Annotated in this window: 16 protein-coding genes; 3 read left to right on the top strand and 13 right to left on the bottom strand. The window is 71.4% G+C overall.

The window, feature by feature from the left end; translation table 11 throughout:
- From cheB to D7V88_RS24185, 7 genes are all read right to left on the bottom strand, one after another.
- On the bottom strand, window positions 1–996 hold a 996-nt coding region (cheB, locus tag D7V88_RS24215; RefSeq protein WP_120543018.1), incomplete at its 3' end, for a chemotaxis-specific protein-glutamate methyltransferase CheB.
- Window positions 993–1,814, bottom strand: coding sequence for a CheR family methyltransferase (locus D7V88_RS24210; protein WP_120543017.1), 822 nt, complete (start codon window positions 1,812–1,814; stop codon window positions 993–995). The genes cheB and D7V88_RS24210, both read right to left, overlap by 4 nt.
- Window positions 1,815–1,827: 13 nt before the next feature.
- Entirely contained in the window at window positions 1,828–4,194 is a 2,367-nt protein-coding gene (locus tag D7V88_RS24205) for a HEAT repeat domain-containing protein (protein WP_120543013.1), read from the bottom strand.
- A 2-nt stretch (window positions 4,195–4,196) separates the two neighbouring features.
- Window positions 4,197–6,743 (bottom strand): methyl-accepting chemotaxis protein, encoded by a 2,547-nt coding sequence (locus tag D7V88_RS24200; protein WP_120543012.1) that lies wholly within the window; start codon window positions 6,741–6,743, stop codon window positions 4,197–4,199.
- Entirely contained in the window at window positions 6,724–7,170 is a 447-nt protein-coding gene (locus tag D7V88_RS24195; RefSeq protein ID WP_120543016.1) for a chemotaxis protein CheW, read from the bottom strand. The genes D7V88_RS24200 and D7V88_RS24195 overlap by 20 nt, the downstream gene beginning before the upstream one ends.
- Window positions 7,167–9,284, bottom strand: coding sequence for a chemotaxis protein CheA (locus D7V88_RS24190; protein ID WP_120543011.1), 2,118 nt, complete (start codon window positions 9,282–9,284; stop codon window positions 7,167–7,169). The genes D7V88_RS24195 and D7V88_RS24190 overlap by 4 nt, the downstream gene beginning before the upstream one ends.
- Window positions 9,281–9,673: a response regulator gene (locus tag D7V88_RS24185; RefSeq protein ID WP_120543010.1), complete on the bottom strand. Its 393-nt coding sequence runs from the start codon at window positions 9,671–9,673 to the stop codon at window positions 9,281–9,283. Before D7V88_RS24185 ends, D7V88_RS24190 begins: the two co-directional genes overlap by 4 nt.
- Before the next feature lie 206 nt (window positions 9,674–9,879).
- On the opposite strand from D7V88_RS24185, the gene D7V88_RS24180 reads away from it, so the two are divergent.
- Together D7V88_RS24180 and D7V88_RS24175 are read left to right on the top strand one after the other, a co-directional pair.
- A complete protein-coding gene (locus D7V88_RS24180; protein ID WP_120543009.1) occupies window positions 9,880–11,340 on the top strand; it encodes a sensor histidine kinase in 1,461 nt (486 codons plus the stop codon).
- Between the two features lie 112 nt (window positions 11,341–11,452).
- The gene (locus tag D7V88_RS24175; RefSeq protein WP_120543008.1) at window positions 11,453–11,833 is read left to right on the top strand and encodes a response regulator; all 381 of its coding nucleotides are present in this window, start codon (window positions 11,453–11,455) and stop codon (window positions 11,831–11,833) included.
- Window positions 11,834–11,855: 22 nt separating this feature from the next.
- Here D7V88_RS24175 and D7V88_RS24170 read toward each other — a convergent pair whose 3' ends face one another.
- Entirely contained in the window at window positions 11,856–12,227 is a 372-nt protein-coding gene (locus D7V88_RS24170) for a response regulator (protein WP_372241112.1), read from the bottom strand.
- 187 nt (window positions 12,228–12,414) lie between these two features.
- On the opposite strand from D7V88_RS24170, the gene D7V88_RS24165 reads away from it, so the two are divergent.
- Window positions 12,415–15,318: a PAS domain-containing protein gene (locus D7V88_RS24165; protein ID WP_120543007.1), complete on the top strand. Its 2,904-nt coding sequence runs from the start codon at window positions 12,415–12,417 to the stop codon at window positions 15,316–15,318.
- A gap of 42 nt (window positions 15,319–15,360) precedes the next feature.
- Here D7V88_RS24165 and D7V88_RS24160 read toward each other — a convergent pair whose 3' ends face one another.
- From D7V88_RS24160 to D7V88_RS24140, 5 genes are all read right to left on the bottom strand, one after another.
- Complete coding sequence (locus tag D7V88_RS24160; protein ID WP_120543006.1) at window positions 15,361–15,930, bottom strand: head protein; 570 nt, start codon at window positions 15,928–15,930, stop codon at window positions 15,361–15,363.
- A complete protein-coding gene (locus tag D7V88_RS44655; RefSeq protein WP_244238357.1) occupies window positions 15,927–16,544 on the bottom strand; it encodes a hypothetical protein in 618 nt (205 codons plus the stop codon). The genes D7V88_RS24160 and D7V88_RS44655 overlap by 4 nt, the downstream gene beginning before the upstream one ends.
- A gap of 167 nt (window positions 16,545–16,711) precedes the next feature.
- Window positions 16,712–17,200, bottom strand: coding sequence for a head protein (locus D7V88_RS24150; RefSeq protein ID WP_147448844.1), 489 nt, complete (start codon window positions 17,198–17,200; stop codon window positions 16,712–16,714).
- Window positions 17,201–17,318: 118 nt separating this feature from the next.
- Complete coding sequence (locus D7V88_RS24145; RefSeq protein ID WP_158625141.1) at window positions 17,319–18,482, bottom strand: protein kinase domain-containing protein; 1,164 nt, start codon at window positions 18,480–18,482, stop codon at window positions 17,319–17,321.
- A 144-nt stretch (window positions 18,483–18,626) separates the two neighbouring features.
- On the bottom strand, window positions 18,627–18,977 hold the full coding sequence (locus D7V88_RS24140; RefSeq protein ID WP_120543003.1) for a hypothetical protein: 351 nt from the start codon (window positions 18,975–18,977) through the stop codon (window positions 18,627–18,629).
- Window positions 18,978–19,355: the final 378 nt, after the last annotated feature.

Here is a 19,355-nt window from a genome sequence, read left to right as displayed (position 1 = left end):
GCCCTGGGACAGGCCCGCTTCGTCCACCACGCGCGGCATGCCGTACACCACGCAGGACGACTCCGACTCCGTGAGCACCACGCCGCCCGCGGCCCGCACCGCCCGGGCGCCCACGAGCCCGTCCTCGCCCATGCCGGTGAGCACCAGCGCCACCGCGTGCTCACCCCACCCCGCCGCCACGCTCTGGAAGAGCACGTCCACTGAAGGGTGATGCGGGGTGCCCAGCGGATGGCGGTCCAGGCGCACCAGGTCCAGGGCTCCCCGGCGCTCCACCTTCAGGTGCATGCCCGCCTTCGCCAGCACCACGCGGCCCGGCACCAGCTCCAGGCCGTCGCGCGCCTCCACCACCTCCAGCGCGCACTGCGTATCCAGCCGCTTCGCCACCGCCTCCGTGTAGCCCGCGGGGATGTGCAGCGCGAGCACCACCGGCGCCGGGAAGTCCCGGGGCAGCGCCGACAACAGCCGCGTCAGCGCCTGCGGCCCGCCCGTGGACGTGCCCACCGCCAGCAGCTTCGGAGACGTCCCGGTGCCCACGCGCGCGGCGCGGACGAAGGCCTCGCGCTCCGCCTCCTGCACGTAGCGCGGCATCGCCCGGCCCGCGACACGCACCTTCTCCACCAGCTCCGCGCCCAGCTCGTAGAGCCGCTCGGTCGCGAGCGCCGTGGGCTTGTGCACCAGGTCCACCGCGCCCGCCTGGAGCGCGGCCACCGCCAGCTCGCTCTCCGTGTCCGCGCTGCTCACCACCACCACGCGCGGCGCGTCCGGCATGCCCGCCAGCGCCTTGAGCAGGCCCAGCCCGTCCAGCGCCGGCATCACCAGGTCCAGGGTGATGACGTCCGGCTTGAACTCCGCCACCCGCTCCAGCGCGTCCAGCCCGTCGCGCGCGGTGCCCACCACCTCCAGGCCCTCCGCGTCCGACAGCACCTTGCGCAGCACCTTGCGTGCGAACGCCGAGTCGTCCACCACCAGCACGCGCAAGGGGGCCGGAGGTGTCATGACTCCACCTTGCGGTAGAAGAACGAGCCGCGCCGTTCCTCGCAGTGCAGCGCCGTGCCGAAACGCATCAGGGACTCCGACGTACCCACCACCAGTTGCCCGCCGGGCTTGAGCACCCGGGTGAGGCCGTCCACCACGCGGCGCGCGGTGTCGTCCTGGAAGTAGATGAGCACGTTTCGGCACAGGACTGCGTCAAAGCTTCCGGGCGGCGGGAAGTTCGCGGTGTCCATCAGGTTCAACTGCTTCCACTCCACCTTCGCCACCAGCTCCGGCCGCACGCGCGGCCGGCCGTCCACGACGTCCAGCCAGCGACCCTCCACCCCCTTGGGCAGCGCGCGCAGGCAGCGCAGGTTGTATTCGCCCGCCCGGGCCCGCTCCAGGGCCCGGACGCTCAGGTCGGTGGCCAGGAGCGACACGTCCCCCAGCACCCCCTTCGCGTCCAGCATCATGGCCAGCGTGAGGGGCTCCTCGCCGGTGGCGGATGCCGCGCACCACACGCGCGGATGCTGGCCGGCGTGGACGGCGGGCACCAGCAGTTCGTCCACCAGCACCTGCAGCGACTGGGGCTCGCGGAAGAAGTACGTCTCGTGGACGAGCAGCGAGTCCACCAGCGCGTCCAGCGCCGCGCTCCCCTTCGGGTCGTAACGAAGGAAGTAGTAGTAGTCGAGCAGCGAGTCGAAGCCCGCGTCCAGCGCCCGCGACGACACCTTCTCCGACAGCAGGTCCCGGTCCTCGGGGCCGTAGTGAAGCCCCGCGCGCTGCTCGATGAGCATCGCGAGGATGGTGAAGACCTGCGGGGACAACGGCAGCGAGGTCATGGACAGGGGACTCTCAGCGCCCCAGCGCCAGCAGGCAGGCCCGCCGCACATCGGCGTCCTCGTCGCGGTGGGCCGCGCGGTCCAGCGCCTCGCGCGACTCCAAGGTGCCCAGCGCCGCCACCGCGGGCGCGGACGCACGCCGTCCCGCGGGGCTTGCTCCGGCCAGCGCCTGCATCAGCGCCGCCCGCGCATCCGCCCGACGCATCCGCGCGAGCGCCGCCACCAGCAGGGGCGCCGTCGTGTCGTCCGCCACCTCCAGCGCCGCCAGCAGCCCGGCGAGGCGTCCGTCCACCGGCAGCGCCAGCGCGCCCACCACCTGCTCGCGCAGCATCACGTCGCCCAGCAGCGACACCAGCGCCTGTGTGGCGTGCTGCCCGGTGCGCGTGGCCAGGAAGCCCACCGCCGCGCTGCGCACGCTGTCGTCCCGGTCCCCCGCCGCCCTCAAGAGCGCGGGCAGCGTCTCCGGCGCGTCGTACTCCGCCACCGCCGACAGGGCGACCAGCCGCGTGGCCGGGTCGTCCGAGTGCACCGCCTCCAGCAGCACCGGCAGCGCGTCCGGACGCCGGGCCACGCCCAGGCCCAGCAGCGCCGCGCGGCGCACGTCCGCGTCCGTGGACGAGGCCGCCCGCCGCAGCGCCGCCATGGCGCTCTCCGTGTGCAGGTGCGCCAGCGCGTCCACCACCGCCACGCGCACCTGGCCCGCGTCGTCGTTGGCCAGCGCGACGATGGCGTCCGCGGCCGCCTCTTCGTTCAGCTTCCCCAGCGACTGGCACGCGTAGTAGCGCACCCACGGGTCGCGGTCGTTCAACCCGCCCAGCAGCGTGGAGGTGATGCGGGCCTGCTTGTCCGTCTGGCCCAGCGCGCGCATCGCCGTGGCGCGCGTGCGTTCGGATTCGTGGCTCGCCGCGGCCAGCAGCGCGTCCACCGCCCGGGGATCGTCGATGAAGGGCAGGCCGTAGATGGCCGCGTCGCGCAGCCGCTCATCCGGGTCCCGCATGGCCAGGAGCAGCGCGTCCAGGCCGCGCGGATAGCCGAAGTAGGCCACGATGCGCAGCGCCGCGCGGCGCTGGCGCGTGTCCGCCGAACGCGCCGCTTCCAGCGCCAGCGTCTCCGTCGTCTCGCTGCCCAGCGACTGGATGGCGCCCACCACCGCCTGCACCACGCGCGGGTCCTCGTCCGACAGTCGCACGAAGAGGGCCTGCACCGCGGACGTGTCGCCAATGCGCGACAGCGTCTCCGCCGCCAGCGCGCGCACCATCGCGTCCCGGTCCTCCAGGCACAACAGCACGTCCGGCACCGCCGCGGACCGCTTGCCCACGAGCGGCAGCAGCACCCGGCGCCGGGAGCTGTCGCCCTCGCGCAGCGCCTGGAGGATCTGCGCGTCCGCGTCCGCGCCCAGCTCGCCCAGCCCCGCTGCGGCCGCGCGCGACACGCCCAGGTCCTGCGAGTCCAGGAGCTTCAGCAGGCCCGTCGCCGCGTCCGCGCCGCCCACCCAGCCCAGCAGCCGCGCCACCGCGGTCTTCTCCCCCGCGTCCGCGCCGGAGATGACCTGGGCGAGCCTGCGCCCCGTGGGTTGCGGCTCCGCCGAGCTGGAGCGCAGCACCGACGGCACCATGCGCGCGCCGCCGAAGCGCGCCACCTGCGCGTCGTGGATCTCCACCAGCGCCACCGCCGCCACGCGCACCACCGCGTCGTTGCCCCGTTGCAGCAGGCCCACGAGCGCGGGCACCGCGGCCTCCTGGCCGGTGCGGCCCAGGGCCCGGCAGGCCTCCAGCGAGTAGAACGGATCCGTCAGCAGCGCCATCAGCGCCGGCACCACCGTGGGGTCGCCCGAGCGGCCCAGCACGTCGATGGCGGGGAAGATGCGGAAGAAGTTGCCGCTGCCCAGCGAGGCCAGCAGCGCGTCCACCGCCGCGCCGCCGCCAATGCGGCCCAGCGCTTCGATGGCGGCCACCGCCACGTTGTCGTCCGCGTGCACGGTCAGCCGCGCCAGCAGCGGCACCGACTGACGGCTGCGGCGGCGGCCCAGCACCTGGGCGGCGTCGCAGACGATGGCCGGGTTGGCGTCATCCCCCAGCACCTCCACCGGCCCGTCCACCTCGCCGGTGGCGGCCACCAGCGCGTCCACCGCCGCGGCGATGCGCGCTTCGTTGTCCCGCTGGTGGATCAGCACGTCGCACAGGGGCTGCACCGCGGGGGTGCCCAGGCGCGCGAGCGCGGACACCACGGCGCGGCGCACCGCCCAGGACGGCGCGTCCAGCCCGGCCAGCAGCGTCGGCAGGCTGGAGGCCCCCTTGCGGGCCAGTTGATCCACTTCCTCCACCCGGGCCCGGTCGTCCGCGGACAGCGAGAGCGGGTTTTGCCGCACGGTCGAGTTCATCGTCACGCCTTCTGCTCCCGGGGAGCACGGGACACAGCCGCGTCCTTGCCTCCCAAAAGTCCATTCAGGTGGGCCAGCCCCTCCACCTGTTCGCCCTGAAGCTTCGCGAGCTGCCCCAGCCGGCCCGCCACCTCCTTCACCTCCTGGGCGGTGATGGCCGTGGTGCGCGCCTGCTCGGCCGTGGTGACGGCGATCTCCCGCGAGCGGCCCCGCATCTCCTCCACGGACTTGCCAAGCTGTTCGGTCACCGTGGCCTGCTCCTGCGCGACCTTCGCCACGGAGGCCACACCGGAGGCCTGCTTCGTGGCCGACGCAGTCAACGCCGACAGCGCGTCCGTCTGCTCATCCAGCGCCCGCGCCGTCGTCCTGGCCACCCGGCGCACCTCCTCCGCGCCGCGCACCAGCGAAGACAGCGCCTGGGCCTGCTCCTCCGTGGCGCGCGTCACCTCCTGCGCGAGCTTCGCCACCTGGCGGGTGGCCACCTCGCCCTGCTTGAGGGCGCGGCCCTGCTCCACCATCGCGCGCGTGGACTGGGCCACCTCCTTGCGCGTGGCGTCCATGGCCCGGGCCACCTCCTGCGCGGCCTTGGCCTGTTCAGCGATGCCGGTGATGGCGCGCTGGGTGGCGGACGCCACCTCCTGTGCCACCGTGCCCAGGGCGGTCACCTGCTGTCCCTGCGCCGCCACCGCGCCGCTCACGCCCTGCACCAACTGCCGCATCTGCACCGCGCCCTTGGCCAGGTCCGTGGCCGCCGCGGCCTGCTCCTGCATCGCGCGCGACACCTTCTGCGCCACCTCCGACAACTGGGTGTTGGAGCGCACCGCCTCGCGCAGCGCCTTGGCCTGGTCCGCGGTGGCCTGCGTGGTCTGCCGCGCCATGCGCCGCATCTCCGTGCCGCCCTGGGCCAGCGCCTGCGCGGCCTGCGCCTGCTCTGTCGCGGAGGTCGCGATGACGCGGCCCTGCTCGCTCACCTTCGCGGTGGACTGGGCCAGCGACTGCACCGCCTGCACCTGCTCCGCCGACGCGCGCGACGCCTCGCGCACGTTCTGGCCCAGGTCCTCCACGCCCTTGAGGATGGTGCCCAGCGCCTTCTCCGCGTCCCCCGCCAGCGCCGCGCCCTCGTCCGCCGCGCGCACGCCTTCTCCCGTGGCCGTGGCCGCCTCGCGCGCCGTCGTCTGGAGGCCCCGGACAATCTTGGCCACGTCCGCGCTGGCCGCCGCCGCCCGGTCCGCCAGGGCGCGGATCTCCTCCGCCACCACCGCGAAGCCCCGGCCGTGCTCCCCCGCCCGCGCCGCCTCGATGCTGGCGTTGAGCGACAGGAGGTTCGTGCGGTCCGCGATGAGGTTGATGGTCTGCACGATGTCGCCAATCTCCTCGGCGCGCCGGCCCATCTCCTTCATCACCCCGGACGACTCCACGATGGACTGCCGGATGCGGCCGAAGCCGGCGATGGAGCGCGCCACCGTGACGCCGCCCTCGCGCGCGCTCACGCCCACGCGTTCGGCCGCCAGCCGCGCCTCCTCCGTCATCTGCGCCGCGCGGCGCGTGGACGTCTCCAACTGCGCGGACGCGGTGGCACTGCTGGACGCCAGGCCGTTGATGCTGTCCGCGGCGCGGGCCACCGCCTGGGCGGAGCGCGCGAGCTGTTCGATGGTGGCCGCGTTGGCGTCCACCACGGCCGCGTTCTTCTCCGCGGTGGCGGCGACCTCCTCCACGCTGGCGGCCACCTCCTGCACGGTGGACGCGGTGGCGGAGGTGTGCGCCTCCAGGGTGCGCGCATGGTCGGCCACGCCGCGCACGCTGCGCGCCACCTCTTCGGTGGTGGAGGCCGTCTCCTCCACGCTGGAGGCCATGGAGGCCGCGTCGCGCGACACCTCGTGGAGCGTCTTGCCCAGCGACACCACGGCGCCGGACACCTGCGCCATGCGCTCGCCCACGCCCTGCGTGTCCGTGGACAGCCGGCTGATGCCCTTGGACATCTCCTCGATGGTGGCGGCCACCTCTTCCGTGGTGGCGGCGCTCGTCTGGTTGCGCGCCACCAGGTCCTCCACGGTGGCGTTCATCTCCTGCACGCTCGCGAGCAGCTCCTCGCTGGAGGCGGCCAGCTCCTCCGCGTTGGCGCTCACGCCCTTCACCGAGCGCGCCACCTCCTCCACGGTGGAGGCCGTCGCATCCGACGACGCGGCGAGCAGCGCGGCGTCCTTGCGCACGCTGGCCACCGACGCGGTCACCTCCTGCATCGCGCCCGCGGTGGCCTCCGCCTCCTGCTGCACGCCCCGGGCGGATTCGCTCATCGCGCGCTGGCTGCGCACCAGCGACAGCACCGCGGCGCTCGTCTGCTCCACCTGCGCGGCCACGGATTCGATGGCCGTGCGCACCTGTTCGCCCGACGCCGCCTGTTCGTTGCCCGCGGAGGCCAGCCGCGCCGCGAGCAATTCCGTGGACTGCACCAGGCCCGCGCTCTCCTCCATCTTGAGCGCGGTGCGCTCCGCCAGCGCGCGCGCGTCCTCCAGCCGGGGGGCGCTGCTGCTACCGTTGTCCGTCGACATCCGCGGTCTCCTCCCCCATCACCCGGGGAAAATCGATGAGCATCACCAGCCGCGGGCCCACCTGCGCCACGGCCTTCACGAAACCCTTCGCGCGCTCCACCACCATGGGCGGAGGCGGCTGGATGGTGCGCGGGTCCAACTTCAGGACTTCACGCGCGCTGTCCACGAGCAATCCCACCGTGCGCTCGCCCAACTGCCCCACCACCACCCGTGAATCCAGGGTGGGCGTGCTCGGCGGCAGCCCGAAGCGGGCGCGCGCGTCCACCACCGGGATGACCCGGCCCCGCACCTGCACCAGCCCCGCCACGTGCGCGGGAGCCCCTGGCACCGGCGTGGCGCCGGAGAAGGACTCCATCTGCACCACGTCCGCCGCGGGCATCGCGTACTCCGTCCCGTCCACCTTGAACAACACGTGCAGCACGTTCATGACGCCCATCCTCCCGAGCGCGCGGCGCCCATCCGGCGGCCCACGCGCGCCGCGCCGAGCGCGCCCAGGTCCAGCACCAGCGTGGGCATTCCGTCGCCCAGGTCCGTGGCGCCCGCCACGCCCGCCACGCGCACCAGCGGATCCTCCAGCGGGCGCAGGACGATCTCCTGCTGCCCCAGCAGCCGGTCCACCGCGAAGGCCACCGGCTCCCCGCGCTGCCGCACGATGAGCGCCTTGGTGCCCCGGGCGCCCTGCGCGTCCCCTGGCGCCGTCCGCTCCAGCAGGCGCTCCAGCGACACCAGCGGCACCGCCGCGCCCCGCCGCTCCAACAACCCCAGGCCGTCCGCGCCCGCGGGCCGCACCACCTTCAGCGCGTCCACGTCGATGAGCTCCTCCACCGTGCCCACCGCCACCGCGTACTTGAGGCCCGCGCATTCAAAGACGATGGCGTCCACCAACGTCACCGTGAGCGGCACGCGCAGGGTGAAGGTGGTGCCCGCGCCCTTGCGCGTCTCCATGCGCAGCTCGCCGCCAAGCTGCTCCACGACGATGCGCCGCACGATGTCCATCCCCATGCCCCGGCCACTGGTGCTCGTGGCCTCCTGGCGCGTGGACAGCCCGGGCCGGCACAAGAGATCCAGCAGGCCGTCCACCGACTCCGGCACGGGCGCGTTCGCGGCCTGCGCCACCGCCTTCGCATCCACGCCCCGGCCGTCGTCGCGCAGGGTGATTTCCAACTGGCCGCTGGAGCGCGCATGGCAGCCCAGGCGCACCAGCCCTTCGGGGGGCTTGCCTGCGGCAAGCCGCTCGTCGGGCAGCTCCAGCGCGTGGTCCACCGCGTTGCGCACCAGGTGCACCAGCGCGGGCATCAGCCGGTCCGCCACGGCCTTGTCCAGCTCCGCGTCGCCCACGTCCAGCTCCAGCCGCACCGCCTTCCCGGTGGTGCGCCGCAGCCCGCGCACCAAGAGGGGCAGCCGCTCCAGCACGTCCCCCACGCGCACCATGCGCAGGCGCAGGATGGCCGAGCGCAGGTCGCGAAGCTGCCGGCCGTTCTCCTGGAGGATGGCCGCCAGCTCGCGCGTGGGCGCCCCCGCCGCCGTGAGCGCCGTCACCGCGCGCGTCAGCCGGGAGCGGTTGACCACGAGCGCCGCCAGCCACTCCATGGCCTCGTCCAGCCGCGACACCTCCACGCGCAAAAGGCCACCGCCCCGGCGCACCTCCGGCTCGTCCAGGTCGTCCTCGGGACCGGGGACTCCGAGCGCTCCGGGCATCGCGGGGAGCAGCGCAGGAGACGGTCCGGCCGCCGGGGGCGGCGCGGACGGTCCAGCCGCCGGGGGCGCGAGGGGCGCGGCCACCGCCAGCGAGCGCACCGTGGCGGGAGCGCCGCCCACGGCCTCCAGCAGCGCCGCGTCCTCCGAGTGGGTGAGCAGCAGCAGCGCGAACGCCAGCGACGCTCCGCCCGCCGCGGCGCCGGACAGCGGCAGCACCTTCACGATGTCGCCGTGCTTCGCCACGCGCTCGCGCACGGTGTTGATGTTGAGGCCCTTCGCGGCGCGCTCGGAGGAGGGCACGAAGTCCAGCCGCACCGCGCGCTGGCCTCCCGCGAGCCCGCCCTCCAACTGTTCGCGCTCCGAAGGCGCCAGCTTGGAAGCGAACGCGGCCTGCGCGTCCAGCACGACGGCCCTCGGCTCCCGGGGCGCCGCCTCCAGCACCTGGGGCCCCAGCGCCTCCAGCCGCTCCAGCAGGTTCGCGGGCGCGGGCGAGGGCGGCTTTCCTGCGCCCAGTTGCCGCACGCGCTGCTCGATGGCGCGCAGGCCCTCCACCAGGGGCTCCACGCTGGATTCGGGCAGGCGACCGCCCGCCTGATCCGCCACCCGCAGGGACGCCTCCATCCAATGCGCCACGGAGACGATGGGCTCCACGTCCACCATGGCGGACAGGCCCTTGATGGTGTGCAGGGCGCGGAACAGCTCTCGCACGGCGCGCGGTTGGGCGGCACCCCGGCGGACGGCCTCCTCCACGGCGAGCAGGTCGCGCTGCGCGGAGGCCAGCAGCTCATCCACCTCCGCCAGGTAGGCGGGGAGGAACTCCGCGAACTCCCCGGGCGTCGTCACCCGCGCGACGCCTCGTCCGAGGCCTTCTCCAGCAGGGACCGGGCCGCGCCCTGGAGGGAGTCCGGGGTGAAGGGCTTGGTCATGAAGAGGCTGGCGCCAGCCCCCAGTGCACGCTCGCGCGAGGCTTCGTCCCCTCGGGTCGTGACGATGATGATGGGCAGCGCGCGCAGTTGGTCCTGCCCCCGCACGAACTCCACCACCTCGATGCCGCCAATGTCAGGCATGTTGAGGTCCAGCACGAGCAGGTCATATGCCTTGAGCGACAACTGCTCGATGGCCTCCAGCCCGCTGGAAGCCTGCGTGAAGCGGCTGTCGGGATAGGGCCGCAGGCAGGCGACCACCATCTCGCGCATCACCTTGCTGTCATCGACGACGAGTACCTCGGGCATGGCGTCCTCTGGAAACGACCGACCAAGCTAGAACGATTCCGGGCTGCTGAAAGAAATGAGTCATCGCGCGTGGGCCGAGCGTTGGCTTCTCCACGCACGCGTGCCGGTATGTCACGAAGTCCCGGGGACAGCACGCGGCGCGCGCGTACACCGTCCTGCCCCCGGGAGACACCTCCACGACAGGGGAGCCCACACCATGCGTCTGGGTGGTGGACGACAGCGCCAGTGAGGCACGCTTCATCAAGACCGCGCTGGGCACGGGCTTCCGGGTGGAGACCTTCCCGGATGGCGCCGCGATGCTCGAACGCCTGCACGCCGGGCGGGCGCCGGACGTGGTGGTGCTGGACTGGGAGATGCCGGGGATGTCCGGCCCGGAGGTCTGCCAGTTCCTGCGCGGTCAGTCCGAAACGGAGACCCTGCCGGTGTTGATGCTCACCGCGCACGGCCGGCCGGAGGACCTGGTGCAGGGCCTGCGCGCGGGCGCCAACGACTACGTGGCCAAACCCTTCCGCACGGAGGAGGTGCGCGCACGGGTGAACGCGCTGGTGCGCGGCAAGCGGCTGGTGGACGCCGTGCGGCGCGCGGACCAGGAGAAGGCGGAGGCGCTCGCGCAACTGGATGCGCTCCTCACCTCCTCGCCGGTGGGCCTGTCGCTGCTGGACCGGGAGCTGAAGTTCGTGCACGTCAACGCGCGGATGGCGAAGCTGGACGGACTGCCCCTGGACGCCCACGCGGGCAGGACCTTCGCGCAGGTGCTGCCCTCCCTGGCGCCGCAGTTGGAGCCCGTCATCCGCCGCGTGCTGGAGACGGGAGAGCCCGCGGAGGAGCTGGCCGTGGCGCTGAAGCGGGCGGGGCCCGACGCGGCGGGAGGCGAGTCGCATCTGATGGTGAGCTTCCACCCGGTGCGCACGCCCGGGGGCGAGGTGCTGGGCGTGGGATCCGTGGTGGTGGATGTCACCCGGCACAAGCAGTCCGAGGGGGAGCTGAGAGCGGCGGCGGAGTTCCGCGAGCGCTTCCTGGGCATCGTCGGCCACGACCTGCGCAACCCCCTCAACGCCATCCGAATGGGGGCCAGCTTCCTCATCGCCAGCGAACAGGTGCCTCCCGCGCTGGTGCGCACCGTGGGGCGCATCATCAGCAGCACGGACCGGATGACGCGGATGATCACCGAACTGCTGGACTTCACCCGCAGCCGGCTGGGCGGCGGCATCCCGCTGACGCCGGGCGCGACGGACCTGGGGCTGGTGGTGCGCCAGGTGGTGGAGGAGCTGGAGTTGGTGCACCCGAACCGCACCGTGCGGGTGGAGTCCACCGGACCGCTGGGCGGCCGGTGGGACGCGGACCGGCTGGCGCAGGTCCTGAGCAACCTCCTGGGCAACGCCCTCCAGTACAGCCCGCCGGAGTCCACCGTGGAGCTGTCCCTCCAGGGCGGACCGGAGCTGGCCATCGCGCGGGTGAGCAACCGGGGCAACCCCATCCCCAAGGAGGAGCTGGCCATCCTCTTCCACCCCTTCCAGCGCGCGCAGACGGGCGCCCACGTGCCCTCCGGCCTGGGCCTGGGCCTCTTCATCTCCGAGCAGATCGTCCGCAGCCACCGGGGAACCCTGGTCGTGGAGTCGGGCCCGGAGCGGACGGTCTTCACCATGACCCTGCCGCGCGCACCCTGAAGCTCCGGCATCGGGGCCTGGAGCCCTTCCGGCGACACATGCCTGCCTGCTCCCACCCCGCCCGACTTCTCGCGGGTTGGAATTTCCCGGTCCCCTGCCCTAGCGTTGACGTGTGTCCACCACGCAACACTCCACCACCCTGCTGCTCGTCGAAAACAACCGGGACGTCCGCGAGGCGCTGAAGGAGATCCTGGAGTCGGAAGGCTACCGGGTGCTCACGGCGGTCAACGGCCAGGACGCGCTGAACGCGCTGGCGCGGCTGGAGCGCATCCCGGACCTCATCCTGCTGGACCTGGTGATGCCGGTGATGGACGGGCACGCCTTCATCGAACACCTGCGCCGCACGGGCGCGCTGGCGCTGACGCGGGTGCTGGTGCTGACGGCGCACCCCACGCTGCCGCTGCCGCACGGAGTCTCCGGACGGTTGGGCAAGCCGGTGCGACTGGAAGAGCTGCTGGACGCCATCGCCGTGCACGCGGCCCCCGCGGCGTGAGCCGTGGGCCCGCGTGGGGCCGTCAGGTGGACTGGCAGTGCCGGGCCACCAGCGCGAGCAGCTCCGTGATGTCCACGGGCTTTCGCAAGAGGCCCACCGTGCCCGGAGGCGCCTTGGCCGTCGGGTGCGCGGTGAGCATCAGCACCGGCAGGTCCTGGTAGCGGGCGTCCTCGCGCACGCGGTGGAGGAACTCGTGTCCATCCATCACCGGCATCATCAGGTCCAGCAGCACCAGACACGGGCGGGGCACGTGGGCGAGCGCGTCCAGGGCCAGTTGCCCGTTGGCCGCCTGCACCACCGCGTAGTCTTCCATCTCCAGCAGCTCCGCCACCACCTCGCGCAGGTCCGGTTCGTCGTCGACGATGAGGATGGTGGAGCGGGGCGTTGTTCTCAACACGAACGACAGCCTACGCAGGTCGCACCGGCATCGCCAGCAATGACGCCGCGTGTACATCCCTTCCGTGTCGCGCAAGCCCTCCTCGCGCGCCCTTCCGCTGCACGCCAGGCGTTTCATCTTCCAGGAAAACAGACGTCCCGGCGTTGCACCCGGGGACGGCAGCCCCTAACCGTCCCCTTGAGCCATGAATCTCATCGCCGACCTCATCGAAGCGAACCTGGAAATCCTGGTGCGGCGCTTCGTCGAGGAGACGCGCGGCTGGGAGAGCAGCCAGGGATTGAAGGCGTCGGAGATCATCACCACGCTGCCGGAGTACCTGCGCACGGTGGCGCTCATCTGCCGGCACGGTCCCACGCCGGAGCGCCTGGAGACGCGCAAGCGCCTGGAGGAGGTCCACATCAACCTGCGCCTGCGGGTGGGCGCCACGCAGGAGGACGCGACGGATGAATACACGCTCCTGGGCCGGCTCATCCCCCGGCTCTGGGACGACGCGGGGCCCGAACACAAGCCCGCCGCCTCCGACCTCCAGTGCCTCTTCCAGCAGTTGGAGGACGCCATGGACCACGTGGTGGTCCTCTTCTCCGGCTACTCGATGGAGGACCGCCAGCGGGAGAAGCGCTTCCTGCGCCAGTTGGACGCGCTGGCCCCCCAGGCGCTGGGGGCGCACGAGGACGCGCAGGCCCGGCTCCAGCCGCTCATCGACACCGTCATCCGCGCGCTGGAGGCCGCGGGCGCGGAGCTGTTCCTGGTGGAGCGGGGGAGCACGATGATGGTGGCCATCGCGGACCCGGTGCGGGACGTCCCGCACGCGGGGCGCCGCCGGGCGGATGCGCGGGGGCCCTCCTTCCTGGGGAGGGTGGCCCGTTCAGAGGAGCCCCTGGTGCTGGCCCAGGCGCACGGCCTGACGGACGCCGAACGCGAGGGATTGGGAAACGAAGGCTGGAGCACGCTCCTGGGCCTGCGCCTGTGGCCCCACGGCGAGCTGATGGGCGTCCTGTGCGTGGGCTTCGCGGAGGCCCGGCCGGTGCCGCCACAGACCAAGCGCTTCATGGAGACGCTGGTGGAGTACCTCTCCGGCATCCTCGACCGCGCGCTGCTCATGGGGAAGCTCCACGAAGCCCACGAGCAACTGGCGACGTCGGAGACGCGCTACCGGCTGGCGGCCCAGGCGGCCTCCGATTCCGTCTGGGATTGGGACCTGACCACGCAGGAGGTGACCTGGAGCGGAGGTGTGCGGGACCTGCTCGGCTTCACGCCGGAGGAGACGGGGCCCACCGCGGACTGGTGGGTGGGCCGCATCCACCCCGAGGACCGCGAGCGCGTGGAGCACGGCATCCACGCGGCCATCCACGGCACGCAGGCGCGGTGGCAGGACGAGTACCGGTTCCTGAACCGCCGGGGTGACGCCGTGCGGGTGCTGGACACGGGCGTCATCACGCGCGACGCGCAGGGCCGGGGCGTGCGGATGGTGGGCGCCATGCAGGACATCACCGCCCGGAGGAAGACGGAGGCCGGTCGCGAGCTGCTGCTCCAGGAGGCCCAGACTGCGCGCGTCCAGGCGAACACGGAGCTGAGCCGTCTCAACACGCTGTTGCATCAGGCGCCGGTGGCGCTGGGCATCCTCCGGGGTCCCACGCACATCGTGGAGCTGGCCAACGCCCGCATCCTCGAACTCTGGGGCCGCACGCTCCAGCAGGTGCTGCACCGTCCCCTGCTGGAGGCGCTGCCGGAGGTGCGGGGCCAGGGCATCCAGAAGCTGCTGGACGGCGTGTTGACCACGGGCGAGCCGTACGTGGGCAACGAGGTGCGCGTGCGGCTGGCGCGGGCGCCGGGCGGGATGCTGGAGGACGCGTACTTCAACTTCGTCTACCAGCCGCTGCTCGGGGCGGAGTGCTCCATCGAGGGCATCCTCATCGTCGCCACCGACGTCACGGATGGCGTGCGGGCCCGGCAGCGCACGGAGGCGCTGGCGGCCACGCTGCACGCCAGCGAGGAGCGGCTGCGGCTGGCGCTGGCAGCGGTGGACATGGGCAGTTGGGACGTCAATCCGCTCACGGGCGAGGCGTCCTGGGACCCGCGATTTCGCGCCATGCTGGGGCTGCCCGCCGAAGGGGAGCTGTCGCTCGCGGAGGCGATGCAGTTCGTCCACGAGGAGGACCGGGCGAAGGTGGAGCAGGCGATGGCGGAGGCCAACATGCCCGGGGGCACCGGGGAGTACGCCTGCGAATTCCGGGTGCGGCCTCCCACCGGGGACGGCGCGAAGGTGCGGTGGCTGTCCGGGCGCGGCCAGGTCCACTTCCGCCCGGACGGACGTCCCGCGCGCTTCGTGGGCACGGCGCTGGACGTGACGGAGCGCAAGCGCGAGGAGGAGGCGGCGCGGCAGCGCGCGGAGTTCGAGCGGTACCTGGTGGGCATCGTGTCCCACGACCTGCGAAACCCGCTCAACGCCATCACGCTGGGCACCGCGTCGCTGTTGCGGCGCGATGAGCTGAACGAGCGCGCCACCAAGGCCGTCCTGCGCATCCAGGCCTCCGCGGAGCGGGCGGTGCGGATGATCCGCGACCTGCTCGACTTCACCCAGGCGCGCCTGGGCGGAGGGATTCCCGTGCAGTGCCAGGATTTGGACCTGGCCACGGTGGTGCGGCAGGTGATGGAGGAGGTGCAGATGAACTTCCCCGAGCGCGTCCTCCAGACCTCCATGCCGGGCCACGAGGCGAGGGGCTGCTGGGATCCGGACCGCATGGCGCAGGTGCTCACCAACCTGCTGGGCAACGCGCTGAAGTATTCACCGGAGGGCACGCCGGTGATGGTGCGCGTCCAGGGCACGGAGCGGGAGGTCCTCCTGGAGGTGCACAACGCGGGCGACCCGATTCCCCCCGACATGCTGTGCCGCCTCTTCCAGCCGATGCAGCGGGGGGCCCCGGGCATGGACCTGACGACGCGCAGCGTGGGGCTGGGGCTCTACATCGTGCAGCACATCGTCCAGGCGCACGGCGGCACCATCGCGGTGAGCTCCTCGAAGGAGGCGGGGACGACCTTCACGGTGAAGCTGCCGCGCGACGGGGCGAGGCAGGCGACCAGGGGATAGGGCATCAAGGAGGTCGTGCGGCTGGCCTGGAACTGACGGCGCCTACGTGGGAGCGGCTTCGGGTGCGGTGAGCGGGTAGAGGGTCCTGAGCTGGATCCGGTGATGCCAGGCCGCGAGGTAGGGCTTGCCGTCGATCAGGATGGCGACCTGACGGGGAGGTTCGGGCTGCTCCTGGAGCCAGGTTTCCGCCTCCTCGCGCGTGGAGAACGAGGCCACCGGCGTCTTGGCCTTTTCCCACATGTCTTGCAGGTAGAACTCGAGGATCGGGCTGGAGAGCAGCCTGCGCGTGCCCTTGCCCAGTTCCGGCAGGTCCCTCACGGAGAAGTAGTCGCCCGCGACCAACACGGACGCTCGGTCGGGAACCGAGGTCTGCGCCATCAACCACGCATCCGCTTCCGCTCGGGTATCGAAGGAAGCGAACACGAGCGGGGGCTCGTGCTCATCGACGCTCTGGCGATACGCCCGGAATGGCTGGGATAGCCCCATGGCATAGATGAAATGGAGCGCGTCGATCGCCACCTCCAGTCGCAACTTGTCATCCTGGGATTGAGATTCCGACCAGAGCCGCCCTAACAACTCCCGCGCTTCAAGGGGCATATCGTCCTGCTTCATGGCATGGCTCCCATCACCACAGGCGCCACATTGCTGTCTCCGCTCGCCAGAAGCGCCGCAGGCGCGAGGATGATCAGCCCGGCCCCGGCGGAGACAACGACGAACGCAACTCCCGCGATGACAACCACGCTCCCGACCAGGATGCCTCTCTGATTGCGCTCCAACCAGTCCACCGCCGCGTCGACCGCCGAGAACTGCCTTGGCTTCCGCTCCTGGATTTCTGAGCAGTCCATATAAGGCTGGTTGCACAGCCCCTCACAATGTGACTGCTTGCCCCCCTTCCCCCTGTCTGAGGTGGTGACGTGACCGTAGCCCCGAGCCACGGGCCGCGCCATGCACGCCCGGACACACTCCCGGTTCTCCGCGTCGCAGTCCCGGCTTCCCGCCGCCGTGAGCACAATTCGTCGGCCGCCTCCGGCTCCAGGCTTCAGCAGATAGCGGACCGACTCCACCTCGTCCACGGACCGCCAGGAGTGGACCCTTGTCCCATCCGGCTGCTCCTGGATGAAGAGCACAAGGGACCGGAGCTCTTCAGCTCCGAGTGCGATCTTCTGTCGCCCCGCCCCACACGAGGACAGCAGCACTCCCATCAGGACCAGCCACAGCGTCTTCATTGCGGGAGCCCGTAGCACAATCGGATGACGTGCGACGGCGTTTCACACCACCGGCGTCAGCAGGTGCGGCCCACTCCCACGGGGGAGGGCCTACGTCTGTCTGGAACGCATTCAACTGCCGCACGGGCATCAGGGAGGTCGCGCGGCTGGCGTGGAACTGAGGGCGCCTACGTGGGAGCGGCTTCGGGTGGGGTGAGGGGGTAGAGGATCCGGAGCTGGATCCGATGATGCCAAGCCGCGAGGTAGGGCTTGCCGTCGATCAGGATGGCGACCTGACGGGGAGGCTCGGGCTGCTCCCGGAGCCAGGTCTCCGCTTCCTCGCGCGTGGAGAACAAGGCCACCGGAGCCTTGGCCTTTTCCCACATGTCTTGCAGGTAGAACTTGAGGATCGGGCTGGAGAGCAGCCTGCGCGTGCCCTTGCCCAACTCCGGCAAGTCCATCACCTTGAAGTATTCACCTGCGACCAACACGGCCGCCCGATCGGGAACCGGATTCTGCGCCATCAGCCATGCATCCGCTTCCGGGCGGGTATCGAAGGAAGCGAACACGAACGGAGGCTCTTGTTCCTCGATCGCTTGGTGATACACCCGGAAGAGCTGGGATTGGCCCATGTCGTAGATGAACTGGAGCGCATCCATCGCCACCTCCAATCGCATCTTGTCATCCTCGGACGAAGATTCCGTCCAAAGCTTCCCCAACAACTCCCGTGTTTCAAGGGAGATATTGTCTCCTTTCATTGCACGACTCCCATCACGATCGGCACAGCGTCGTCGTTCAAAATGCTGGCGTCGGCAGGTACAGCACACTTCCACGCGGGAAGGCCCCCACGTCCGTCTGGAACGCATTCATCAGTGGCGCCGTGCCCGCGAGCGCCTTCTGGAACTCCTCCGCTGCCTCCGCGCCGCCGTACTGCCCACCCAGCTCCGTGGCCCGGGCACGCAGGTCCGCCTCCACCTCCTCCGCCGTCGCGTAGCGCTCCGCACGGTCGCGCTTGAGCAGGCGGTGGAGGATGGCGCGCAGGGCGGGTGACAGCCGGAACATCAGCGACTCGATGTCCTCGGGCCGGTACGCGGCGGCGTGCGTGACGATGTGGATGTATTCGCTCGTGAACCGCCCCGCCTGCTCCGCCACCATCATCCCCTGGAGCACCCGCTGCCCATCCTCGTCCGTCAGTCGCGCATCCAGGTCTCCCATGAGGACACGGGGCAGGCTGTACAGGTGCAGGCTCGTCGCCAGCTCCAACAGGATGAGCCCCAGCGAGAACAGGTCCGAACGCGCATCCGCGGCCTCGCCGAACAGCACCTCTGGAGCCCCGTAGAATGCCTGTCCATGGGGACGCGTGATGCTGGAAGGCACCCGGCCCGGCAGCCGTGAGAAGGCGTCTCCCAGGTGCGTCAACGCCAACTGTCCGTCTGGCCCGAACCGGATGCCCTGCGGATGCAGGTCGCGGTGCACGAAGCCCAATGGCAGACCGCGCTCATCCGCTTGCCCATGCAGGAACGCGAGCAGCGAGGCCAACTGGAGCCCCACGTGCAGCAGGAAGGCTTCGGAGTACGCATGCACATACACCAGCGGCAGCAGCGATACGTCGTCCAACGTGTACCCGGGGACGTGCTCCCATTCGAGATACAGGACGCCCGCCGCTTCATGGCATCCGTTCAGCCGGGCGATGCGCGGATGCTGGAGGATCCGCGCGAGCGTGACCATCTCCTGCATGCGCGCCCGAGGGTCCCGCAGACGCGACACCGTCCGCCCCGTCAGGGACAACGCCTGAAGGAACACCGGTACGGGTTCCTGCCCCGGCTGCCTCCGGAGCGCGATGAGCTGCTGCTCCCCGTGGCTGCTTCGCCGCAGCACCTGCGTCAGCTCGAAGGCCTTGGAGCCCGTCTTGAATAGCACTTCGGGAGGAGGAGGGTTCACCGTCCTGGAAGGACTCATGCCGTGCGGGCTCCTTGTCATCCACGCGGACGCAGTCATCCGGGGAGAACAAGGACAAACTACCCTCTAAGTTACCTGAACTGGGAGAACCCAGCAGGTCATATTAGAACAATTTCAGAATCCCGGCTCCTTCATGAGTATGGCTCAAGGGAAGGCGTGCACGACCGTATAGGCCCAGGTGCGCGGCATCCTGACCGCGCCAGCCTTGGAGCCCGGAAGCCACTCTCCGCCATCGCGGTTCCCATACACGAGGCAGACCGGGATGACGCGCCGGTCGGGCAATTCCGCTCGGGTGTAGCGGCCGGTCACCCGTCCTCCGCCCGTCCAGAGCTGCCCGTACAGGCGGGTTCCCGTGGGCATGTCCCCATAGCTTTCGACGGTGAGGCTGACGATGGGGCCATCGCGGACAATGAGTTCTTCCGAGTTGGTGCCAGGCTGCTCGATGTCCGTGAGGATGCTGGCGCCGCCGGTCTCATTCATGGAGAGCTTGCGCATGGCCTCCAGCGCCCCTTCGGGGCAGCGACTGGAGTCGGGACGAACCTGTGCTCCTGGACACGCAGTGAGGGCCACTGCGCCAGCGGCCAGGGTGCACCGCTTGAGCTTCCCGAGCGCACCAGAGCGCGCCGGGGAGGAATTGACGGCCGCCTGCCGCGGCGCACGAAGGGTCATGTCTTCTTTCTCCTGCTGGAACGGAACGGGTGGTGGATCTCCCGCCAGCGACGCGTGAGCTTGTTCCACCCCAGCGCGCGGCGCCATTTGCCGGACGTCCGGCGCTACTGGCGGGGCCACGACTCCCAGGACGTGCCCCAGACGCCACACAGCGAGCCCCGCGAGGAGCACTCCCACCAGCAGCACGGCGACCCGCCCCCACCG

Origin of the sequence: Corallococcus terminator, assembly GCF_003611635.1 — a bacterium.
Taxonomy (GTDB): domain Bacteria; phylum Myxococcota; class Myxococcia; order Myxococcales; family Myxococcaceae; genus Corallococcus; species Corallococcus terminator.
The sequence above is the reverse complement of the archived record's forward strand: the minus strand, read 5'-3'. Positions and strand labels throughout refer to the sequence as shown.

Coding starts and splice junctions, on each gene's coding strand:
- D7V88_RS44655 (WP_244238357.1), bottom strand. CDS start 16,544: ATGAAGACGCTGTGGCTGGTCCTGATGGGAGTGCTGCTGTCCTCGTGT.
- D7V88_RS24185 (WP_120543010.1), bottom strand. CDS start 9,673: ATGCCCGAGGTACTCGTCGTCGATGACAGCAAGGTGATGCGCGAGATG.
- D7V88_RS24140 (WP_120543003.1), bottom strand. CDS start 18,977: ATGCGCAAGCTCTCCATGAATGAGACCGGCGGCGCCAGCATCCTCACG.
- D7V88_RS24145 (WP_158625141.1), bottom strand. CDS start 18,482: ATGAGTCCTTCCAGGACGGTGAACCCTCCTCCTCCCGAAGTGCTATTC.
- D7V88_RS24195 (WP_120543016.1), bottom strand. CDS start 7,170: ATGAACGTGCTGCACGTGTTGTTCAAGGTGGACGGGACGGAGTACGCG.
- D7V88_RS24160 (WP_120543006.1), bottom strand. CDS start 15,930: ATGAAGCAGGACGATATGCCCCTTGAAGCGCGGGAGTTGTTAGGGCGG.
- D7V88_RS24200 (WP_120543012.1), bottom strand. CDS start 6,743: ATGTCGACGGACAACGGTAGCAGCAGCGCCCCCCGGCTGGAGGACGCG.
- D7V88_RS24165 (WP_120543007.1), top strand. CDS start 12,415: ATGAATCTCATCGCCGACCTCATCGAAGCGAACCTGGAAATCCTGGTG.
- D7V88_RS24150 (WP_147448844.1), bottom strand. CDS start 17,200: ATGCGATTGGAGGTGGCGATGGATGCGCTCCAGTTCATCTACGACATG.
- D7V88_RS24205 (WP_120543013.1), bottom strand. CDS start 4,194: ATGAACTCGACCGTGCGGCAAAACCCGCTCTCGCTGTCCGCGGACGAC.
- D7V88_RS24210 (WP_120543017.1), bottom strand. CDS start 1,814: ATGACCTCGCTGCCGTTGTCCCCGCAGGTCTTCACCATCCTCGCGATG.